The following is a 17,613-nucleotide window of genomic DNA, read 5'->3' on the forward strand; positions in this document are numbered from 1 at the left end:
AGAGAGAGAACAAATTGTGAAACGAGGTGTGGAAGCGTGAGAGAGATTGATATTGATCTGGTATTAAAACAGCTGGGCATTCAACGGAAGGAATGGCAGCAATGGCTGGGCGGGCAAGAGCAAGAGGATCGTATATGTTTTGGGCAGGAAGAAGAGCAGGTGTTGCCCATGATGAACGCCGAGGATTCGCTTTCGGTAGTGGTAGAGACGTCGTTATAGATTGCGAACGCAGCCGAAATACATATCTTCTTGCGGTTGTTCTACTGATTGAATTTGTATTCTCTTTACGAAATCATACATAGTATTCACGAAGGAAAGAATGGGACAAGCCCATTCTTTTTTGCGTTTGCAGCGATCTTCACTTTGGTGAATCCGTGTTTATTTCCATCTATTCCCGGGTATCCTTGTTATAGTAATAGGCAGTTGGAGGAGGAATCGTAAGACATGAGGCTGCTTGTCATTATTCCGGCTTTCAATGAGGAAGAAAGTATCGGGCAGGTTGTTCGGTCGATTAAACACGCTGTGCATAAAGCAGATATCTTGGTAGTCAACGATGGTTCCACAGACCGCACTTCTGAAGTGGCTAGAGCAACCGGTGTAGCGGCTGTTATTGATTTGCCTGTCAATTTAGGCATTGGCGGGGCGATGCAGACGGGCTATCTATACGCCTACCGGAAGGGCTATGACATCGCTGTTCAAACGGATGCTGACGGGCAGCACGATGCGGCTGAGTTGAGTAAAATCGTGGAGCCCATCATGACCGGTCAAGCGGACTGCTGCATTGGGTCCCGTTTCTTGGAACGAACCGAATACCGTTCGGCATGGAGCCGCAGAATGGGCATCTGGTTCTTCACATGGATGATTGAGTGGATGATCGGCAAGACCTATACCGACCCAACCTCAGGATTTAGAGCGGTAAATCGGGACATTATTCGATTATTTGCCGATTATTACCCGGAGGATTATCCGGAAGTGGAAGCGATTATGCTGCTGGAAAGACAAAGATATCGTGTCATGGAGACTTCGGTCCTGATGCATTCAAGACAAGCGGGCCGTTCTTCGATTACACCGCTGAAGTCCTTATATTACATGTTGAAAGTATCATTGGCGGTTTGTATAACAAGAATTCGCAATGTGAGCTGATAACGATGAATATTTATTTATTTGGTATTGTGTTTTGTTTGATGTTTGTGTTTATCACGGTGGAGCTCATTAGAAGGCAAAAGCTGCAGGAGCAGTATGCACTGCTATGGCTGACACTGGGTGCTGTAATGGTTCTGTTTAGCTTCTTTCCCGACATATTGAATCCGCTGTCTCACTTCGTGAGAATTTACTACGCACCATCCCTGCTCTTTCTGGTAGGTCTGCTGTTCTCACTGGTGTTCATTATGCATCTGACGATTGTTATTTCGAAGCTGCATCGAAGGCTAACCAGACTTGTCCAAGAAGTATCCTTGCTCCAGGAGCAGCTTAAGAACGGGGGGGCGGAATAATGGCAATTTCCCCGTTACTTTTGGTGGGCATCAATGTCATGCTTCTTGTGGCTGGTCAAATTTTGTGGAAGCTGGCGCTGACTCGGACGCCTTTGAATGGGTGGGATAGCCTTGGCTCTGTCCTGGTGCAGCCCTATCTGCTGCTCGGTTGTCTTCTTTATGGTGCAGCAACTCTGCTTTGGTTCTATGCACTCAGCAGATTCGATCTTAGCCGCGTCTATCCTCTACAGTCGTTTGCTTATGTGCTGGGGGCTTTGTGCGGACTTCTCGTATTTAAAGAGACGCTGACTACTTCTCAATGGATGGGCTTGTTCCTTCTGGTTGGCGGAGCATTTATGCTAGCGAAATAAAGGAGGAATCCGAATTTTGAATAAAGGCACATGGATAGGCTTGATTCTGCTGCTTGGGGTTGCTTTGTACCTGCGGTTGGATTACGTGTTACAGGCAGATTATACGCCACTGGAATGGGATCAGCTCGAATATACCAAGACAGCCATTCAATTGTTGGAAAAAGGCATTTATGCTTATCGGGACACGGAGCCGAATACGTTGGTTACCCCGGGCTGGCCGATGATGCTGGCGGCGATTTTTAGCATCACAGGCTATGAGCCTCTTGAACCTGCGTTAATGGTCGTTCGGATTGTGAACTGTGTAATCGCGTTGGGGGCTATTGTCTTGATCTTTTTGATTGGACGCAGACTGATGAATGCCATGACCGGGGTTCTTGCAGCAGCATTTGCTGCGATTTATCCTTCCTATGTATGGTCTGCATCTCTAGTGCTGACGGAAGTTCCTTTTCTCACCGCGTTCACAGGCCTAATTTACATGCAGGTTCGCATCATACAGGATAATAAAAGGAGAGATCATATCCTTGCAGGTATCCTTCTAGGGATCTGTGTGCTGTTTCGGCCGAATTCGCTTCCTATGGCGATCGTGCCGTACCTAATTCTATGGAGTCAAGCAAGGAAAATACAAATAAAGCCGGCCCTATGGGCAGCGGCTTCATTCGCGATCGTTATGCTTCCTTGGTGGATTCGCAACATGGTGACGTTTCATGAGTTCATATTTATTGCAAAAGGAGAAGCGGGTAACCCATTCTTAGGAGGAACCGACCCATACTTTCGAGGCACCATCGATTGGAATCATATTGACCCTGATAAACAGTTTGCAGCAGGAGTGGAGCGAATTAAGGAAGGGCTAAAGACGGAGCCGCTGCTGTGGCTTCGCTGGCTGACGATTGGCAAGCTGCATGCTTTTTATAAAACAATGTGGGTGGGCCCGTATCCGTTTTCAATTCCACAGTGGTATGCTCATCTGTTGGAGCGGTTACATGATTATTTGGTCCATCTTGGATCGCTGGCTTTGTTGCTATTCAGCCGCAGGGATACATCCATACGTTACTTAGCTGTTGGTTTATTCGTGTTTCTTGGCATCCATATGCTCTTTATCCCAGTAGATCGATATTTGTATGGGATGCTGCCATTCCTTATGCTGGGAACCGCTTATTTTATCACACAGACTTATCAATTAGTGCGTTTGGCAATCATTAGTGCTCTGCTGCAGCGGAAGGGGATTTAAACATTTGCTGGGCACAATACTCAATAATATCACTTCGGCGAACGATGCCAATGAATTTGTCGGAATCATCTACGACGGGTACAAAGTTTTGCACCTTCGCTAGCTCAATCAAATCTTCCATGTCGGCATGAATGTGTACGGGTCTATTCTTCATACGCAGCGGCACTTCCTGGAGAAGATGGCGATGGGCATTGTCGAAGCTGATGCCTTCGGCATTTTTTAGAAACCAAAGCAAGTCTCCTTCGGTTACAGTCCCCACATAGTGACCGCTTTCAGACAAAATAGGTACGGCTGTGTATCTGTGGTATTCCATTCGTTCTAAGGTTTGCCGAAGTGTGGCTTGCATGGTGGTTGTGATCACATCGGACTTAGGTAAAAGAAAAAACGCAATATTCATCCATCAAAACTCCCTTTGTACAGGATCATACTTCACTATTGTAGCAAAAAGCGTGAATAGAATCTAAATCTGCGTCGGATTCTAAGAGAGAGGTGATCCATAGATGAATCGAGCGATAGTAACGGCATTGGTAGCAATAGGTGCGGCACAGGCTATGAAGGTTCCATTGACATTTGCCAAGACAAGAGAGTGGGACTGGTCACAGTTGATTCAAACAGGCGGTATGCCTAGCTCCCATTCGGCCGGAGTAGCATCCTTGGCATCCTACATTGGTTTTAAGAGAGGGATCTCTGCGGTGGACTTCGCAATAAGTGCTGTCTTCGGAGCCGTAGTCATGTATGATGCGATGGGGATTCGCCGCGCAGCAGGGGAGATCGCTGTAGAGGTAAACGATCTGGATCAACAGGTCGAGAAGCTGGCACAGCAGCACCCTGGCGTCTATCATGAACGGCGCCGCAAAGAGCTCAAAGAAAGATTGGGCCATCTTCCCACGGAAGTATTAGGCGGTGCCATGCTCGGCGCGGCAGTCGGTTCCCTAAGTTATTTCATGGAATCTAAATGAGACTAGTCTGGACAACTCTTCCGGAATACGCTATTCTCTAAGCATGTTCTAGGAAAGGAAGAAGTCTGGATGTTAGACATCATCAGAGTTGAAAGTGAAGAGCAATTAAAGCGCTGTTTTGATATACGGATGCAGGTATTCGTCGAAGAACAAAAGGTACCGGAGCATTTGGAAATGGATGAGAAAGATCAATCGCCTGAATCCTGCCATCATTTTCTTATTGTACATGAGGGTCAAGCTGTTGGAACAGCCCGCTGGTATAAATATCAACCGGATACCGCCAAGCTCCAGCGTATTGCGGTTTTGAAATCAAGCAGAGGCTTGGGACTTGGCAAAAAGCTCGTTCTAGCCATGGAAGAGCAGGCGAAGGAATTGGGCTGCTCCTATTCGATGCTAGATGCGCAATGCCAAGCAGAGGGCTTCTATCGGGGACTGGGTTATGAGGTTATTTCAGAAGAACCGTTCTATGATGCCGGAATCCTTCATGTAAGAATGAAAAAGCCGCTTTAGCTTAAAGCGGCTTGGTTCCGTTGCTCTTGATCAGCGGCAATGGGGAATGTGAGAATGAATCTAGTCCCGATGCCTAGCTGGCTTTCAACCTCAATGGTTCCTTCGTGTTCTTGAACGATCTTGTGGCAGATGGACAACCCAAGTCCAGTGCCGCTCTCTTTCGTCGTGTAAAATGGATGGAAAATTTTTTCCATCATCTCGCTCGGAATCCCCGGGCCATTGTCCTCGATTACCATGATGGCGCTCGAACCGTTACTAGCTAGATGTAATTGGATGACGCCGTTATCCTCAATAGCTTCATACGCATTTTTTACTAAATTCAGGATGAGCTGAATCATTTTATCTTGATCCATTAGAATATATATGGCCATCTCCGGAGCTTGATATCGGATGATGTGACCGAGCCGTGTAGCCTCTGATTCAGTAAGCGAAATCACACGTGTCAAGCATTCCTGAAGGGAACGAATATGAAACAAGGTAGAGTGAGGTTTTGAAAACTGTAAAAATTCTCCTGTTAATTCACTCATGCGATCGATTTCATCCATAATCATTGAATACCAATCTCGAATGTTGTAATCGTTCGATTTCGAAATTTGCAAAAATCCCCGAACGGTAGTCAGAGGGTTACGGATTTCATGAGCCATCCCGGAAGCTAGCTCTCCTACGACTCGTAGCTTCTCCGCTCGAACCATGTGTTCCTCACGTTTTAGCCACACCTCCCGTTTTTTCAATGAGAGCTGATGCTCGGCAAGCAGAACAAGATCGTCTTTGGTCTGTCCTTCATAAGGGAAAGTTGATATTCCGTATGTAATTTGTATCCCGGTTAGCTTAGGGAGCTCAGATTCTAACAAAAGCTTGTAATGCGAAGGGGTTGTCTGTTGATCGGCAATTGGCAGAACAATGGAAAACTCGTCTCCGCCATATCTAGATATCATGTAAGCATCAGAGAACAAAATTTTCAGTAAATCAGCAATTTGCTTCAAAATAATATTACCGGCTTGAAAGCCTTTATTGGTGTTCATGGACTTGAGATCGTTGCAATCGATCAATATGAAGGCAAGGCTCTTTTTATCCGCGACCAGCTGTTCCAGACGACGGTGGCATTCTTCATAGTTAACAAGCCCAGTTAAGGCATCTTGTGTAGTAAGGCGGGTGCGTTCTATTTTCAACATTTCAGCCTGTTTAGTCTTGTGCATAGTGGATAATGTCAGATAGAAGGCAGACACAAAATGCAGCATGCTGATGGCTAAGAAAGAAGGCCAGGAATCATCGAATTTCATGGTAGGAACGTACCAGGAAAGCAGGAAATAGCCTAAGGCATAGAAGAAAGACAGGATCCAACCGCGCCATTGCTGTTCTTGATTATTAATTTCGATGGACATGGATAGCAAATACAGGATAATGATCATGCTTTGGTGCGTAACCGCGTGGAATCCAAAGAGGACAATCAGCCGGATCCAAGGGAGGAGGTTTTTAGGCCGCTTCATTTGAAGGGTAAGAATATACAAAAATCCGAAAGCTAAGACGATTAATGGATGCATGGTGTTATGCTTAGCTATGGAATAAACACAAAGCATTAAGACGTACGCGTAGAGAATCGATTTCAAGATCAACATTATCATCTCCTGAGTGCATAGGTAACCGTGTATGAATGATGATGATTCAAGTATATCATGTGTAAAGTTCTCTATTTTTTGAAAAATACCTGCATCACTTAGGAAAAAATTACAAGAATTTCAGAGGAAAAACGCGAAAAAAAGAACCTGAGAGAGATTTCCTCCACAGGTTCTTGCTTCTATTTAAAAAGTTGGTAAATTGTCCAAATTATTGGTAGGATCTCCGTCGGCATCTGATCGAAGATGCTCATCCCCGTCCCGTCCTTTAAAGACATTGACATGTTCGATTTGGCCTGCTTTGGCCATTTGCTGTGCCTGCTTGTAGTCAACCACTGCCCCCGAAGAGAGCTGTAATTGTACAATATCGCCGTCACCGTTCTTTCTAACAGCAACAACTTGCTCTTTGCCTGGTGCTGCATTTTCCATTCCTGAAGATGTTTGGTCAAAAGGATTCATCTATATCGCCTCCTCTATCTAGTATGGTTGGGAGGCGATGTAATTATTCAGGAAGTGTTACAATCTGCTGCTGGAGGATAAACGACATATGACCAGTCTGACCGATAAACTGCTCCATACGGTCATCATAGTGCATTAACCATATTTTCTCTTGAACGTCTTGAGGTAGAGTGAGCAGCTGCTGTAAGGAAGCATGAATAATCGGCGGGCCGCTTAACTGACAATCATGAAGAAGGGTATGACATTTCCGTCTTCCAATGATTTCATCTAGAATCAACTCGCGGTTAAACTGCAGATCTGCACTGTAAAAGGTTTGTTCATTGATGAATAGAGAATAGCTGTTCTTGCTGGGGACATGCAGGGTTGGAATCATTTCAATATCTATACCGGGGAACAGTGTCGTTTTTTCATATTCCTTAAGGATGACCACGTCGAAGTAATCCGTCAATTGGACGCAGTTCTCCGCCGAATTGTACATACTTCCCTGTAGTGTTTCTTCCCATAATACACGGGCAATGGGTTCAGTTAGGAATAACTTCATTCTTTTCTTATTGTAATTATAAAATAAGCGGAATCCGATTTCTTCCAAACCGAAGACATGATCCGCATGAATATGTGAAATTACGATTCCGTCCAATTGGTCGGGAGTTACTCCCAGTGCATGTAATCCTTGTGGAGTGGAATAACCGCAATCTATAAGCACTTTCACTTGATCCTTTAGAATCAGAGCGCTTGTATTATAATATTTTTTCGCAAATGCGCTTCCGGTACCGACCATTTGAATTTGCCAACTCATTCATGAGCCTCCCATTTTTCGACAAAAATCACCTTTTCTTAATGTAGCACGTGTTCTTGAGCAATTTCAACCTAAATGTAAATTCTCTGTGAAATCTAAGTAAAGCGCGTGCAAAAAGGTTGTAAAGACTTTTGATCAGCGAGCTTGCAGTGATATAATGAAAGAAAAAGAGTGGAGGGATATTCAAATGAATCTAGCACTCGGGTCCCATCTACATGCACTTTCCCTGTTTGGATCCCTAGGTATGGCTTTAATGGTGATGGTAGTCCGTCTGCGGTCTGCCGCGAAGCCTCTTAATATAATGAAGATCATTATGCCGCCAATCGGGATGAGCACGGGATTTCTCATGTTTGTTGCACCCTTGACTCGAATTCCACTGTGGTGGGGACTCATTTCATTCCTTGCCGGGGCTGTTCTGTTTTCTTATCCGCTAATTCGGACGTCACGATTGTATCTAGAGGACGGACAAGTGTATATGAAGCGTTCCAAAGCATTTTTAGGGATTTTGTTTGTATTGCTCATCGGAAGGTTGGCGTTACATGAGTATGTGGAAGAGTGGATCACGATTTATCAAACAGGGGCGGTGTTCTTCATTCTTGCCTTTGGTATGCTGCTTCCATGGCGGGTATATATGTACGTTCAATTTAAAAAAATAAGACCTTAGTACTACTGAACTGGAATACTAGTTTATTCTATGAAGATGCACGTTGTTTCACTAGTTTTACAATAAGCTGGTCTAATCTTTGACTGATCTCAATAACCTGAGGATGGTGAAGATTATAGGTATAAGAAGCTGCCGTTGAAATCAGCAGTTTCTTTAAATCGTTGATTTCGGCTTCTAATTCAAGCCCAGTTGAACAAGGCATACAACAATTCCTCCTAGCAATTCCCATATACTGTAATTCTACAATATTTAATAGGTAAAAGGAACTAGTAATCATGAAATCATAGAAATGATGAGGAGAAGATATGGTATGGATAGCTGCTAGCTTTATCTTGATCGTCGTTGCCGCACTCACAGCCGTATCTGTCTTAGTTGGCTGGCGTCTCGCCCATCCAGCCCGTAAGGCGGTGGATGATTCACCTGAAAAGTATGGTTTGATGTATGAATCAGTCGAGTTTCCTAGTAGGGTCGGTGGGGTCAAGCTGTGCGGTTGGTTTCTTCCATCCGTACTTCCAGAAGCGAAGCTGACGATTATCGTTTCACATGGATATGCAGGTAATAGACTGGAGAAGGGATTACCCGCTTTGGCCCTGTGCAGCTCGCTTGTTGAGGAAGGCTTCAACCTGCTGATGTTTGATTTTCGTAATTCTGGTGAATCTGAAGGAACGATGACAACGGTTGGCTACATGGAAAAGCAGGATTTACTTGGAGCCATCGACTGGGTCAAAGAACATAAACCGGGCAAAATTGGTTTGCTCGGTTTTTCCATGGGGGAGCACTTCGATCTTAGCCGCCGCTATGGATTCGTCCGTATGCGGTATAGTCGCAGACAGTGCATTTAGTCAGTTAAAACCTTATCTGCAGGATAATTTGCCGGTATGGTCCAAGTTGCCGAATGTTCCTTTTACACCAATGATCTTGACGATCCTTCCTTGGTTGACAGGGATTCGACCCGCTCAAGTGGATGCTTTGCAAGCAGTTGATGAGGTGTATCCCCGACCGATCTTGTTTATCCATAGCAAGGATGACCCCGCAATTCCCAGCCGTCACAGCGAAGCCATGTGGACTCGTCACCAAGATGTGTTTGATCTGTGGGTCAGCTCCGAGGCAGGACACGTAGGCACTTATAGGCTATTTTCAGAAGAATACACGCGGCGGGTCAGCTCTTTTTTTGCTAAATTATAAATTCCTTCGCAACTCTTACGTTCCACCAGAGTATAAAGAGACAGACAGAAACTACTAACATGCTGGAGGTTAAGAGGGATGAAGGTTCAGCGGATATTCACGTTGATGCTGGTGTTTTTTGGACTAAGTACGGCTACGGTGGTAGCTTCTTCGATATGGGGGAATTATGAGGGATTCAGTATCGCAAGGTTAAGTATCAACGATGAAACACAGGAGTTTAGCGATTCGGATGTGCCGCCACTGATCGTAAACGGAAAGACCATGTTGCCGCTGCGATCGCTGACGAAGTCTCTGGAAGCTATGGTGAAATGGGACAATACGAACAAGACGGTTTCGATTTATAAGCCGAATGTTCACATGATCGTAGCAAGCAGCATTGATAATGAATTTAACATCACAGGACCGTTCAGTGTGGTCAAGAAGGGCGGAAGTCACAGCTTCGTGATCTTAGCTCAGGTGGATAATCTATCGACATCGATTTCGTCTGTGCGCGTTTCTATCGAATCGCCTAGCGGTCAAGAGGTCGGAACCTTTGTACCCGATAAGAAGCCGTCAGGGAGTTCTTTCTGGCTGCCAGCTCTTTTTAACGGTGTATCCTTTGATGAATATGGAAATTACAAGGTGAAATTTGAAATGCAGCTGGATGACAGCTCCGGCTATGTCGTTGTCTCAGAAAAGCAAATTCTGTCTAATTAATCGTCCTCGCCTATCGTATGCTCTCAAACTGTCGTTTGACCTCAACATATGAAAATGATAGGATAATTGGGAAAGCCAATTATGAGATGAAAAGAGGTACTGCCTGTGAGCGATCATAAAGACGATCATGTACACGGCCCAGACTGTGATCACGATCATGAGCATGGGGAAGATATTTTTATCGTAACCGATGAGGACGGTAAAGAGCATGAGATGGTGATGGTGTACACTTTCCAATCCCAGGAGCAGGCCTATGCGGTTTTGCTGGATCGAAATGATCCTGAAGCTGACGGGGTGATCTTCCGTGTCGAAGAAGAAGGCGAGGAAGCGTACCTCGTTAACATTGAAGATGAAGCGGAATGGGAACGTGTCGTTAATATTTACAATGAAATTATAGCTCAAGAAGAAGAATAGGAACCATACATAAAACCCCCTTTCAGCGCCGCTGATAGGGGGTTTCCCATTGGTTAGCCTTTATTTACGAGGATTAAAATACATGATTCTGCCGTTAAACAAGTGCAGTTCTGCTTTTAATTGCTTACCTAAGTATTTACAAAATTCATTGCCTTTGCTTTTATCGCCGTGAGTTGCGTTATCCGGTAGCACCACTTGAACATAATGGTGCTGCACTTCAGACGTGTTCTCAGTGCCTATGCCGATTACAATATTTTTATAAAGCGGATTTGTGCCCTTGAGATAGAACCATTTGCCTTCGCCTTCCGGCTTTGTTTCGATGGAGTAAGGGAACCCGGCATCGTCATATTCCCAGCCCAATTGCTTGGCGGTTAAGGAAAGTTGCTCCCTGTAATGCAGCAGCTTCTCCCTTGATCTCGTCCAATGAAAGGGCGGAGACAGCGGAGCCTGTTACAAACTTGATATAAGCGCTTTGAGCCATGTATATCGAACCTCCCACCAACATCATAGCACCATGGAAACGGTTTTACAATATTTTCCCTTGATGGCCCTATGAGCTAGAAGATGGCTGGAGTTTCTACAATGACCTTGACATTTTGTACGCTTCGGTCCTCGGGACCTTTCACTGGGAGTCCGACTTCGACGTGCTCGACAATATAATCAATCAGCTCTTGGGTGATCACTTCACCTGGAAGCAGGATCGGAATCCCTGGCGGATACACGTAGATGAATTCAGCGATGATGCGGTCGGCCGCATCTTTGAAAGGTAACGTTTCGGTTTCCCCATAGAACGCGTCTCGCGGCGTCAGTGTCAGTTGAGGAATTGCAGGGATTTTAATGACAACATCATGAATCGTATCGGCACCGTGATGAACCTCTGCGAGCTTGCGCAATGCTTCAAGCAGGATATCGATGTTCTCTTGGGTGTCGCCTGGCGTTACTAGACACAGGATGTTGTACATATCACTCATTTCAACTTCAATGTTGTAGTTGTCTCTAAGCCAATTCTCAACCTCAAAGCCTGTTACGCCTAGTTTGCGGACATGAACGGTAATCTTGGTTGGATCGTAATTAAAGGTAGCTTCATCACCTAGAATTTCTTCCCCGAAGCAATACAGACCAGGAATTTCATTAATGGACTTCCGTGCATACTGTGCGAGCTCCAGGGAGCGCTCCGCCATGGCATGTCCATTAAGAGCCAGATGACGGCGTGCCGTATCCAAGGACCCAAGCAAGATGTAAGAGGTGGAGGTGGTCGTCAGCATACTGATAATCGTCTGGATACGCTTCGGATTGACTCGGTTGCCCTGAACGTTAAGCACAGAGCTTTGTGTCATCGAGCCTCCCAGCTTATGAACGCTGGTGGCAGCCATGTCGGCTCCGGCTTGCATAGCGGATACAGGAAGCTTTTCATGGAAATGAATGAGCACGCCATGAGCTTCATCAACCAATACAGGAATGTTATATTCGTGTACAATGTCTACAATTTCCTTCAGGTTCGTGCAAACCCCATAATAGGTAGGGTTAATGACTAGCACGGCTTTGGCGTCAGGATGCTTCTCAAGCGCTCTGCGAACCGAACGGGAGGACACGCCATGGTCGATACCTAAATTCTTGTCGCGAACGGGCTTTAGGAACACGGGCTTGGCGCCGACGAAAATAATTGCGGCCAAAACCGACTTATGTACATTGCGCGGTATGATGATTTTATCGCCTTCCGAGCAAACGGTCATGATCATCGTCATGATGGCTCCGCTTGTACCTTGCACAGAGAAGAAGGTGTGGTCGGCCCCATAGGCTTGTGCGGCCAGTTTTTGTGCTTCTTCGATCACGCCCATCGGCTGATGCAGATCATCCAGCGGTGCTATATTAATGAGGTCGATGGATAGAGCATTGTCCCCGATAAAGGAACGAAACTCCGGATCCATGCCGACTCCTTTTTTGTGCCCAGGAATATGGAACTGAATCGGATTTTTCTCAGCATGCTGGAGCAGTGCGGAGAACAGGGGGGTACGGTTTTGATCCACCTGATTATCGCTTCCCTTCTATTGTAAATTGCTTGTTGATCATAGCAACAAACAAAATGAGTATAACAAAATAGAAATTTCATGCAAGTGAAATTTTTCTAAATCAGATCATGGTTACCTATAGTTTGTGCCAATATAGGAGAAACTAACAAAAACAACGTAACGGTTTCATGAAAGGATGCGGAATTTGGAGTATGGAAGGGATGAAAAAGTGGAGCCGTAAAGCAGTGTTTTCTCCTTTTGTATGGGAGCTTTTGATCATCATGTTCGGCGTTGAATTTGTTAAAGGAGCTTTGCTGCTGACGATTCTGCCTGTGTATATGAAAACAGTCCTCGGCGCATCAACCTTTGTCATAGGCTTCACGTTAGCCGCTCAATATGTGGGGGATAATGTGCTGCGCACGCCCGTAGGATGGCTGATCGATAAGGCGGGGTACCGGACCGTTATGCTAACTGGGGGTCGTAATCACGTTCGGTTCTCTCTTGCTGATTGCGCTCACTTCAGATTATATCTGGATCATACTAGGTTGCGCGGGTTTAGGCTTCGGTACGGCCCCGCTTTGGCCGAGTGTCATTACAGGAACGACGGAGGTTGCAGGAGACGAGGCCAAAGCCACTGTGATGAGTGTAGTGTATATGGCTTGGTTGTCAGGTGTGGGCTTAGGACCTGTTGTTATTAATCTATTTATCAAAGGACATGATTTCAGGCACGCATTTCAATTCATGATTGGATGTATGGTTGTTGTCGTATTAGTGGCGCTTCTCTTGCCCAGAAAGCCTCAACAGTCGACCTCTGGCAATAGTAGGCTTTCTGCCGAGCCTGGTTCCCGCGTCAATGAGAATAAGCATCAAGGTACTCCTCCTACCGATTGGCGAGAACGGGCGGCGATGTACTTTCATGAAGTGAAGCGTTCCTTGAAGGTTTCTCCACTGCTTTTCCCGGCGATGTTTGCACAGACGTTTGCGTTAGGTATTTTAACGCCGATTCTCACTTTATACGCCAAGGAAGTTCTGCTGCTAACCTCTAATCAATACAGCTTGTTCCTTATTGCCGGCGGCGCTGTGACCGTTCTTTTCCTAATTCCTATAGGTAAGCTAGTAGACAGAGTAGGCATCAGGTCGTTCTTGATCGCGGGGTTCGCCATTAGTGCGGCTAGCTTACTAATATTCACTTACATTCGGAGTATGGGGCTCCTGTATGTGGTTGTGGCAATGCTTGGCGTAGGCTATGCGCTGATCATTCCTTCTTGGAATGCACTCATTGCATCTGTGATTCCTCCAGAGAAGAGGGGGCCGTTTGGGGATTTTTTCTAACCATTGAAGGCCTTGGCATGATTGTAGGACCGATCGTCTCAGGCAGGATGTGGGATGTGTACGGTCATCACGCCCCGTTTCTGCTCAGTGGTTCTGTGCTTGTCGTGCTCCTTGTTCTACAAATGTTCATTTCCATCGGAAAAAAAGGTGTGGTACGATAATGGAAAACGTTTCATATGGAGGAAGACAAGCATCGTGAATAAACAAATCGGAATCATAAGTTTGCTGCTGATCACCATATTTATCGGTTTTGGCATCATTATTCCTGTACTTCCAGAAGTAATTATCGGGGCGGGTGGAGATAAGTTTCACAATGCGCTGCTGCTTTCGGTCTACTCGGCGGCCTCATTTTTCATGTCCCCGATTTGGGGAGGACTGTCTGACCGCATTGGTCGAAGACCCATCATCATGGTCGGTTTGCTAGGCTTCTGCGTCAGTTTCCTGATATTTGGGTTTGCAGACAATCATCTGTGGCTCATGTATGTGTCCAGAATATTAGGTGGACTGTTCTCAGGCGCTGCGACGTCATGTGCGGTCGCCTACGTAGCCGACATTACAACCGCTGAGAATCGGACAAAGGGAATGGCCATGGTTGGCATGTCGATTGGTCTGGGCTTTATCTTTGGACCTGCATTAGGTGGTATCCTTAGTAAATGGGGGCTGGCGCTTCCGTTCTTCGTTGCTGCGGGATTGTCCTTGGTGTCCTTCGTGTTTGCATTCCTGGTGCTGAAAGAGTCTCTTACGGCTGAGAAGCGCAAGTTGGCTGCGGGGCAGAGCAAGCCTTCACGATGGACGGCGTTTGCAGGATCATTGAAGTATTTATATGTGCTCTCATTCTTTGTTACCTTTACATTAGCCGGACTGGAAGCGACACTTCAGTATTATGAAATGGATAAAATCGGCGCATCTCCCTTCGACATCGGTATGATGTTCCTGGCAAGCGGTATTGTCGGGGCGTTGATCCAGGAGGCGTTGTACGCAGGCTGGTCAAAAAAGGCGCCGAGCAGCGAGTTATCGCAATCGGTCTGGTATTATCCGCAGTGGGCTTCATCCTGCTGCTGTTTTCTTCCAGCGTAGTGACCGCTGCCATCTATCTTTCCGTATTCGGCGCTGGAAACGCGCTGATTCGGCCTTGTGTGACTTCGCTGATTACACAGCGAACGAAGGTAGGGCAGGGCGTGGCAACCGGCCTAAGCTCCTCTATGGACAGCCTGGGCCGGATTGCCGGACCGCTGCTGGGAGGGGCCGTGTTCGCCATCGACCGGGCGCTGCCTTTCCTAATCGGCGGCGTACTGTGTCTAGCCGCCATTCTCCTGCTGCAGCGCTTCGTGCTGCTGGATCGTCATAGCGCAGCGGGTCAAGTTGCCTAGCGCGAAAAGCCGTACACTTCACCTTAGGTGGATGTACGGCTTTTTCTATTTCACTTGCCTATAATTTGGTGTTACTCTTTCTTTCCGTCTTTCTTCCTATCAACCATTTTCTCAATCGAAGGAGTCAGCTGCTCTTTAATCGTTTCGATTAATTTGTCCTTCGACATTCCTTTGGATTGAGCAATTTCCGCCAAAGATTTGCCGGCTTTGCGCTGAGCCCGCAGCTCTTCCTGAGTCATGCCCAGCGATTGTGCCAGTTGAGCAGTGTCGGGTCTTAGCCCATGCCCGTGCTTTTTCCATGCGCCTCGTTCCTTCATCTTTTCCAAAAGGTTCTTCTCGTTCAAAATTTGCTTCAAGTGCTGGTCAAGTCTTTGCTTCAGCTTCTCACCCTGCTCGCTGCTCAGCTTGCCTTCCTTCACGGCGACATCAATTTTACTCGTGCGCAGCTTCATCAGCTTCGCTGTCAGGTCCGCTTCGCTGACCCCTTTTTCCGACGCCACATCAACGATGCTCTTGCCGTTCTGAAGCGATTTCACCATCGTTTCCTTGTTCACGCCGATGAGCGAAGCCGATTCTTCGATGATCGGCCACTTATGGCCGTGCTTGTGCACACCCTGTGATTCGCTGCCTGCTTGTACAGAGGATGTATCTTCTGCTGCTGCATGTACAGGAAGGCTCCCCATTGATAGTGAGCCTGCTGATAGCAGCATCGTAAGCGCGACGGAGCTAACGCCCAGCTTTTTCCATAATGGAAGTTTCATTGGTTTCATTCTTGCTAAAACCCCTTTCTACAACTTGGTGAGTTACAAGAGGTAGTCTTTGCAGAAAGGATATATATTACTTTAAAGAAACCTTAAGATAACCTAAATTTTTCCGGCATCAACGGCGGCGAAATAAGCGGGCATTAGATTCTCGAAAGTTTGCTTGATCAGATGCTCTAGCTCCTCTGGTTTGGTTAGAAGAGGGTCATCATGAGTCAGATTGCGCCCGATGAGCAGCTCCGCTTTCTTTACATCCCGGAAACGCGCTAATGCAGTGGTCCAACCGGTCTCATCGAGCTCAGCAACATCGGTTGTATTCTTCTTCATGTGGTCAAACGATATCACGAAGTCTTGGGGAATTTCCCTCTGAAGGCTGTCTAGTTGATGAAGGTATCGGGATGCAATCTTATCTTTGTTCGGAAGTTCATAAATCAAAGCAAGCCAAATGAATAGACGGTCATCAAAGAGACCTACTTGAAAATGCGGCACCTGCTTATAGCCTCTCTTGTTCGGGCAAATCGCCATCCAGGTATCTACGGGAGGATTGACAGTGCGGCGAGCGTGTTTAGCAATATGCAGGAACATTTCCGTCCCGGAAAGGATGGATAGATGACGGGTTAATGAATCTCCTAAAGCACGAAATTTAGGCTGAATGCGCTCTCGTATCGCTTCCATGCGTCCTTCCAGACCGGGAATGATAAACGTTTCAAAATCATAGACAGTAAATCCGTTAAAACTCATGAAATGTCTCTCCTATACTTGGTATTTCATCATCATAAAGCATATCTCCGTATCCTGCAATTTTCTTGTTGTACGGCAAATAGTCACAAAAGCAGTTATTGTCTTTGTAGAAAAAAGCAGGAGATTGACGATTTATGGCGAATGTTTTCCAGACATATCAAAACTTAGCAGAAAAGGAGAAGCCAAATCGATGAAGATTCATAAATGGACAAAGATTGCTCTTCTCGGCTCAATCATGGGCACTTGTTTTACGGCAGGCGTGTACGCGCAGGATTTATTAGAACGGGTAGACGCTTACCTGAGAAAAGATTTTCATGTTGTTGTTGACGGTAAAGAAGTGGCATTAACGAATCCGCCTTTAATTTATAACAATTCGAGCTACCTGCCGGTTAAAGAATTAGGAGAATACCTGGGAGCTGTCGTCAATTGGAAAGAAAGCAATAAAACGATTTATGTGAACAGCCGGATTCATGCGGAGCAGCCTGAGGAAGGCACAGATGCGACGTACACGGAAATTGTCCTGCAATTTCCATACGCCCAGATGCTGGAGTATTTAGGCGGACAGTACCCGGTTCTCGTCAATGCCACGGACCGTGCTTATTATAGGCTTAAGGATTTAAACCGGATGGGCATCAACACAGATGGACTGCGTAAAGCCAAGGAGAAGTATACAGGAGACCTATACGTAAGTGAGGAAGAGCTTAAGACCAAATGGGGACAGTCGCCTCAAATTACCTATACCACGGAGCCAGTGATTATCACGGGTGAGCCCGATGAGATGAAGCGGAAAGCTCTACAGAATTATGTAGATGGATACCGGTACTACACGATCAATAACACAACCTACGCTACAACACCGATCATTATTGATGCTCTGCCTGAGGAAAATACCTACGAGTATTTGCTTAATGAGAACGGTCACTTCTATAAGACAACCTTACATCTGACCAAGACGGTGGATATCAACGATGCTCTTGGGTACACGGTGGGCAGCTCCACCATGGAAGATATCCAGGTTACCAAGCCGGAGTAA

General features: G+C 46.1%; 23 protein-coding genes and 2 pseudogenes. 16 read left to right on the top strand and 9 right to left on the bottom strand.

Translation table 11 applies throughout. From position 1 onward, the window contains the following. Positions 1-36: 36 nt before the first annotated feature. The 5 genes from L0M14_RS08805 (at position 37) to L0M14_RS08825 (ending at position 3,071) form a co-directional block, all read left to right on the top strand. Positions 37-219: a hypothetical protein gene (locus L0M14_RS08805; protein WP_235121775.1), complete on the top strand. Its 183-nt coding sequence runs from the start codon at positions 37-39 to the stop codon at positions 217-219. Between the two features lie 225 nt (positions 220-444). Then, positions 445-1,143, top strand: coding sequence for a glycosyltransferase family 2 protein (locus L0M14_RS08810; RefSeq protein WP_235121776.1), 699 nt, complete (start codon positions 445-447; stop codon positions 1,141-1,143). Between the two features lie 5 nt (positions 1,144-1,148). Continuing rightward, positions 1,149-1,493, top strand: a complete 345-nt coding sequence (locus L0M14_RS08815) for a DUF2304 domain-containing protein (protein ID WP_235121777.1) — start codon at positions 1,149-1,151, stop codon at positions 1,491-1,493. Next, positions 1,493-1,843, top strand: coding sequence for an EamA family transporter (locus L0M14_RS08820; RefSeq protein WP_235121778.1), 351 nt, complete (start codon positions 1,493-1,495; stop codon positions 1,841-1,843). The genes L0M14_RS08815 and L0M14_RS08820 overlap by 1 nt, the downstream gene beginning before the upstream one ends. Positions 1,844-1,859: 16 nt before the next feature. After that, positions 1,860-3,071 carry an ArnT family glycosyltransferase gene (locus L0M14_RS08825; protein ID WP_235121779.1) on the top strand — a complete coding sequence of 404 codons (1,212 nt, stop codon included), beginning with the start codon at positions 1,860-1,862 and terminating at the stop codon, positions 3,069-3,071. On the opposite strand, the gene L0M14_RS08830 is transcribed toward L0M14_RS08825, so the two are convergent. After that, entirely contained in the window at positions 3,040-3,468 is a 429-nt protein-coding gene (locus L0M14_RS08830; protein WP_235121780.1) for a CBS domain-containing protein, read from the bottom strand. The two genes, L0M14_RS08825 and L0M14_RS08830, sit on opposite strands and share 32 nt — an antisense overlap. A 103-nt stretch (positions 3,469-3,571) precedes the next feature. On the opposite strand from L0M14_RS08830, the gene L0M14_RS08835 reads away from it, so the two are divergent. Both L0M14_RS08835 and L0M14_RS08840 read left to right on the top strand, forming a co-directional pair. Continuing rightward, entirely contained in the window at positions 3,572-4,030 is a 459-nt protein-coding gene (locus L0M14_RS08835) for a divergent PAP2 family protein (RefSeq protein ID WP_235121781.1), read from the top strand. 69 nt (positions 4,031-4,099) lie between these two features. Beyond that, positions 4,100-4,540, top strand: a complete 441-nt coding sequence (locus L0M14_RS08840; protein WP_235121782.1) for a GNAT family N-acetyltransferase — start codon at positions 4,100-4,102, stop codon at positions 4,538-4,540. On the opposite strand, the gene L0M14_RS08845 is transcribed toward L0M14_RS08840, so the two are convergent. The 3 genes from L0M14_RS08845 to L0M14_RS08855 all read right to left on the bottom strand — a co-directional run bounded on the left by L0M14_RS08845 (position 4,537) and on the right by L0M14_RS08855 (position 7,408). Next, positions 4,537-6,156: an ATP-binding protein gene (locus tag L0M14_RS08845; RefSeq protein ID WP_235121783.1), complete on the bottom strand. Its 1,620-nt coding sequence runs from the start codon at positions 6,154-6,156 to the stop codon at positions 4,537-4,539. The genes L0M14_RS08840 and L0M14_RS08845 overlap by 4 nt on opposite strands. A gap of 183 nt (positions 6,157-6,339) precedes the next feature. Beyond that, positions 6,340-6,612 carry a DUF3892 domain-containing protein gene (locus tag L0M14_RS08850; protein ID WP_405030826.1) on the bottom strand — a complete coding sequence of 91 codons (273 nt, stop codon included), beginning with the start codon at positions 6,610-6,612 and terminating at the stop codon, positions 6,340-6,342. 43 nt (positions 6,613-6,655) lie between these two features. Continuing rightward, positions 6,656-7,408, bottom strand: coding sequence for an MBL fold metallo-hydrolase (locus L0M14_RS08855; protein ID WP_235121784.1), 753 nt, complete (start codon positions 7,406-7,408; stop codon positions 6,656-6,658). A gap of 187 nt (positions 7,409-7,595) precedes the next feature. Here L0M14_RS08855 and L0M14_RS08860 point away from each other — a divergent pair, with 187 nt between their 5' ends. Then, positions 7,596-8,072, top strand: a complete 477-nt coding sequence (locus L0M14_RS08860) for a CcdC family protein (RefSeq protein WP_235121785.1) — start codon at positions 7,596-7,598, stop codon at positions 8,070-8,072. A 28-nt stretch (positions 8,073-8,100) separates the two neighbouring features. Here L0M14_RS08860 and L0M14_RS08865 read toward each other — a convergent pair whose 3' ends face one another. Further along, on the bottom strand, positions 8,101-8,274 hold the full coding sequence (locus L0M14_RS08865) for an aspartyl-phosphate phosphatase Spo0E family protein (protein ID WP_235121786.1): 174 nt from the start codon (positions 8,272-8,274) through the stop codon (positions 8,101-8,103). Positions 8,275-8,377: 103 nt separating this feature from the next. Here L0M14_RS08865 and L0M14_RS08870 point away from each other — a divergent pair, with 103 nt between their 5' ends. The 4 genes from L0M14_RS08870 to L0M14_RS08885 all read left to right on the top strand — a co-directional run bounded on the left by L0M14_RS08870 (position 8,378) and on the right by L0M14_RS08885 (position 10,367). Further along, positions 8,378-8,914, top strand: a complete 537-nt coding sequence (locus L0M14_RS08870) for an alpha/beta hydrolase (protein WP_235121787.1) — start codon at positions 8,378-8,380, stop codon at positions 8,912-8,914. A 28-nt stretch (positions 8,915-8,942) separates the two neighbouring features. After that, complete coding sequence (locus tag L0M14_RS08875; protein WP_235121788.1) at positions 8,943-9,257, top strand: alpha/beta hydrolase family protein; 315 nt, start codon at positions 8,943-8,945, stop codon at positions 9,255-9,257. Positions 9,258-9,335: 78 nt separating this feature from the next. Beyond that, positions 9,336-9,953: a stalk domain-containing protein gene (locus tag L0M14_RS08880; protein ID WP_235121789.1), complete on the top strand. Its 618-nt coding sequence runs from the start codon at positions 9,336-9,338 to the stop codon at positions 9,951-9,953. Positions 9,954-10,058: 105 nt separating this feature from the next. Beyond that, complete coding sequence (locus L0M14_RS08885) at positions 10,059-10,367, top strand: DUF1292 domain-containing protein (RefSeq protein ID WP_235121790.1); 309 nt, start codon at positions 10,059-10,061, stop codon at positions 10,365-10,367. A gap of 60 nt (positions 10,368-10,427) precedes the next feature. Here the strand turns inward: L0M14_RS08885 and L0M14_RS08890 are convergent. Both L0M14_RS08890 and L0M14_RS08895 read right to left on the bottom strand, forming a co-directional pair. Beyond that, positions 10,428-10,848 (bottom strand): annotated as a pseudogene (locus L0M14_RS08890) (DUF1885 family protein). 76 nt (positions 10,849-10,924) lie between these two features. Continuing rightward, complete coding sequence (locus L0M14_RS08895) at positions 10,925-12,394, bottom strand: aminotransferase class I/II-fold pyridoxal phosphate-dependent enzyme (RefSeq protein ID WP_235121791.1); 1,470 nt, start codon at positions 12,392-12,394, stop codon at positions 10,925-10,927. Between the two features lie 483 nt (positions 12,395-12,877). Here L0M14_RS08895 and L0M14_RS08900 point away from each other — a divergent pair, with 483 nt between their 5' ends. The 3 genes and pseudogenes from L0M14_RS08900 to L0M14_RS08910 all read left to right on the top strand — a co-directional run bounded on the left by L0M14_RS08900 (position 12,878) and on the right by L0M14_RS08910 (position 15,078). Then, the gene (locus L0M14_RS08900) at positions 12,878-13,708 is read left to right on the top strand and encodes an MFS transporter (protein WP_235121792.1); all 831 of its coding nucleotides are present in this window, start codon (positions 12,878-12,880) and stop codon (positions 13,706-13,708) included. Positions 13,709-13,725: 17 nt separating this feature from the next. Further along, entirely contained in the window at positions 13,726-13,869 is a 144-nt protein-coding gene (locus L0M14_RS08905) for a hypothetical protein (RefSeq protein WP_235121793.1), read from the top strand. Between the two features lie 34 nt (positions 13,870-13,903). Further along, positions 13,904-15,078, top strand: a pseudogene (locus tag L0M14_RS08910) (MFS transporter). Between the two features lie 71 nt (positions 15,079-15,149). Here L0M14_RS08910 and L0M14_RS08915 read toward each other — a convergent pair. Both L0M14_RS08915 and L0M14_RS08920 read right to left on the bottom strand, forming a co-directional pair. Next, positions 15,150-15,848 carry a DUF2680 domain-containing protein gene (locus L0M14_RS08915; protein ID WP_235121794.1) on the bottom strand — a complete coding sequence of 233 codons (699 nt, stop codon included), beginning with the start codon at positions 15,846-15,848 and terminating at the stop codon, positions 15,150-15,152. A 93-nt stretch (positions 15,849-15,941) separates the two neighbouring features. Next, the gene (locus L0M14_RS08920; RefSeq protein WP_235121795.1) at positions 15,942-16,580 is read right to left on the bottom strand and encodes a YktB family protein; all 639 of its coding nucleotides are present in this window, start codon (positions 16,578-16,580) and stop codon (positions 15,942-15,944) included. 190 nt (positions 16,581-16,770) lie between these two features. On the opposite strand from L0M14_RS08920, the gene L0M14_RS08925 reads away from it, so the two are divergent. Continuing rightward, positions 16,771-17,613: a stalk domain-containing protein gene (locus L0M14_RS08925; protein WP_235121796.1), complete on the top strand. Its 843-nt coding sequence runs from the start codon at positions 16,771-16,773 to the stop codon at positions 17,611-17,613.

It is taken from the genome of Paenibacillus hexagrammi (assembly GCF_021513275.1).
Taxonomy (GTDB): Bacteria; Bacillota; Bacilli; order Paenibacillales; family NBRC-103111; genus Paenibacillus_E; species Paenibacillus_E hexagrammi.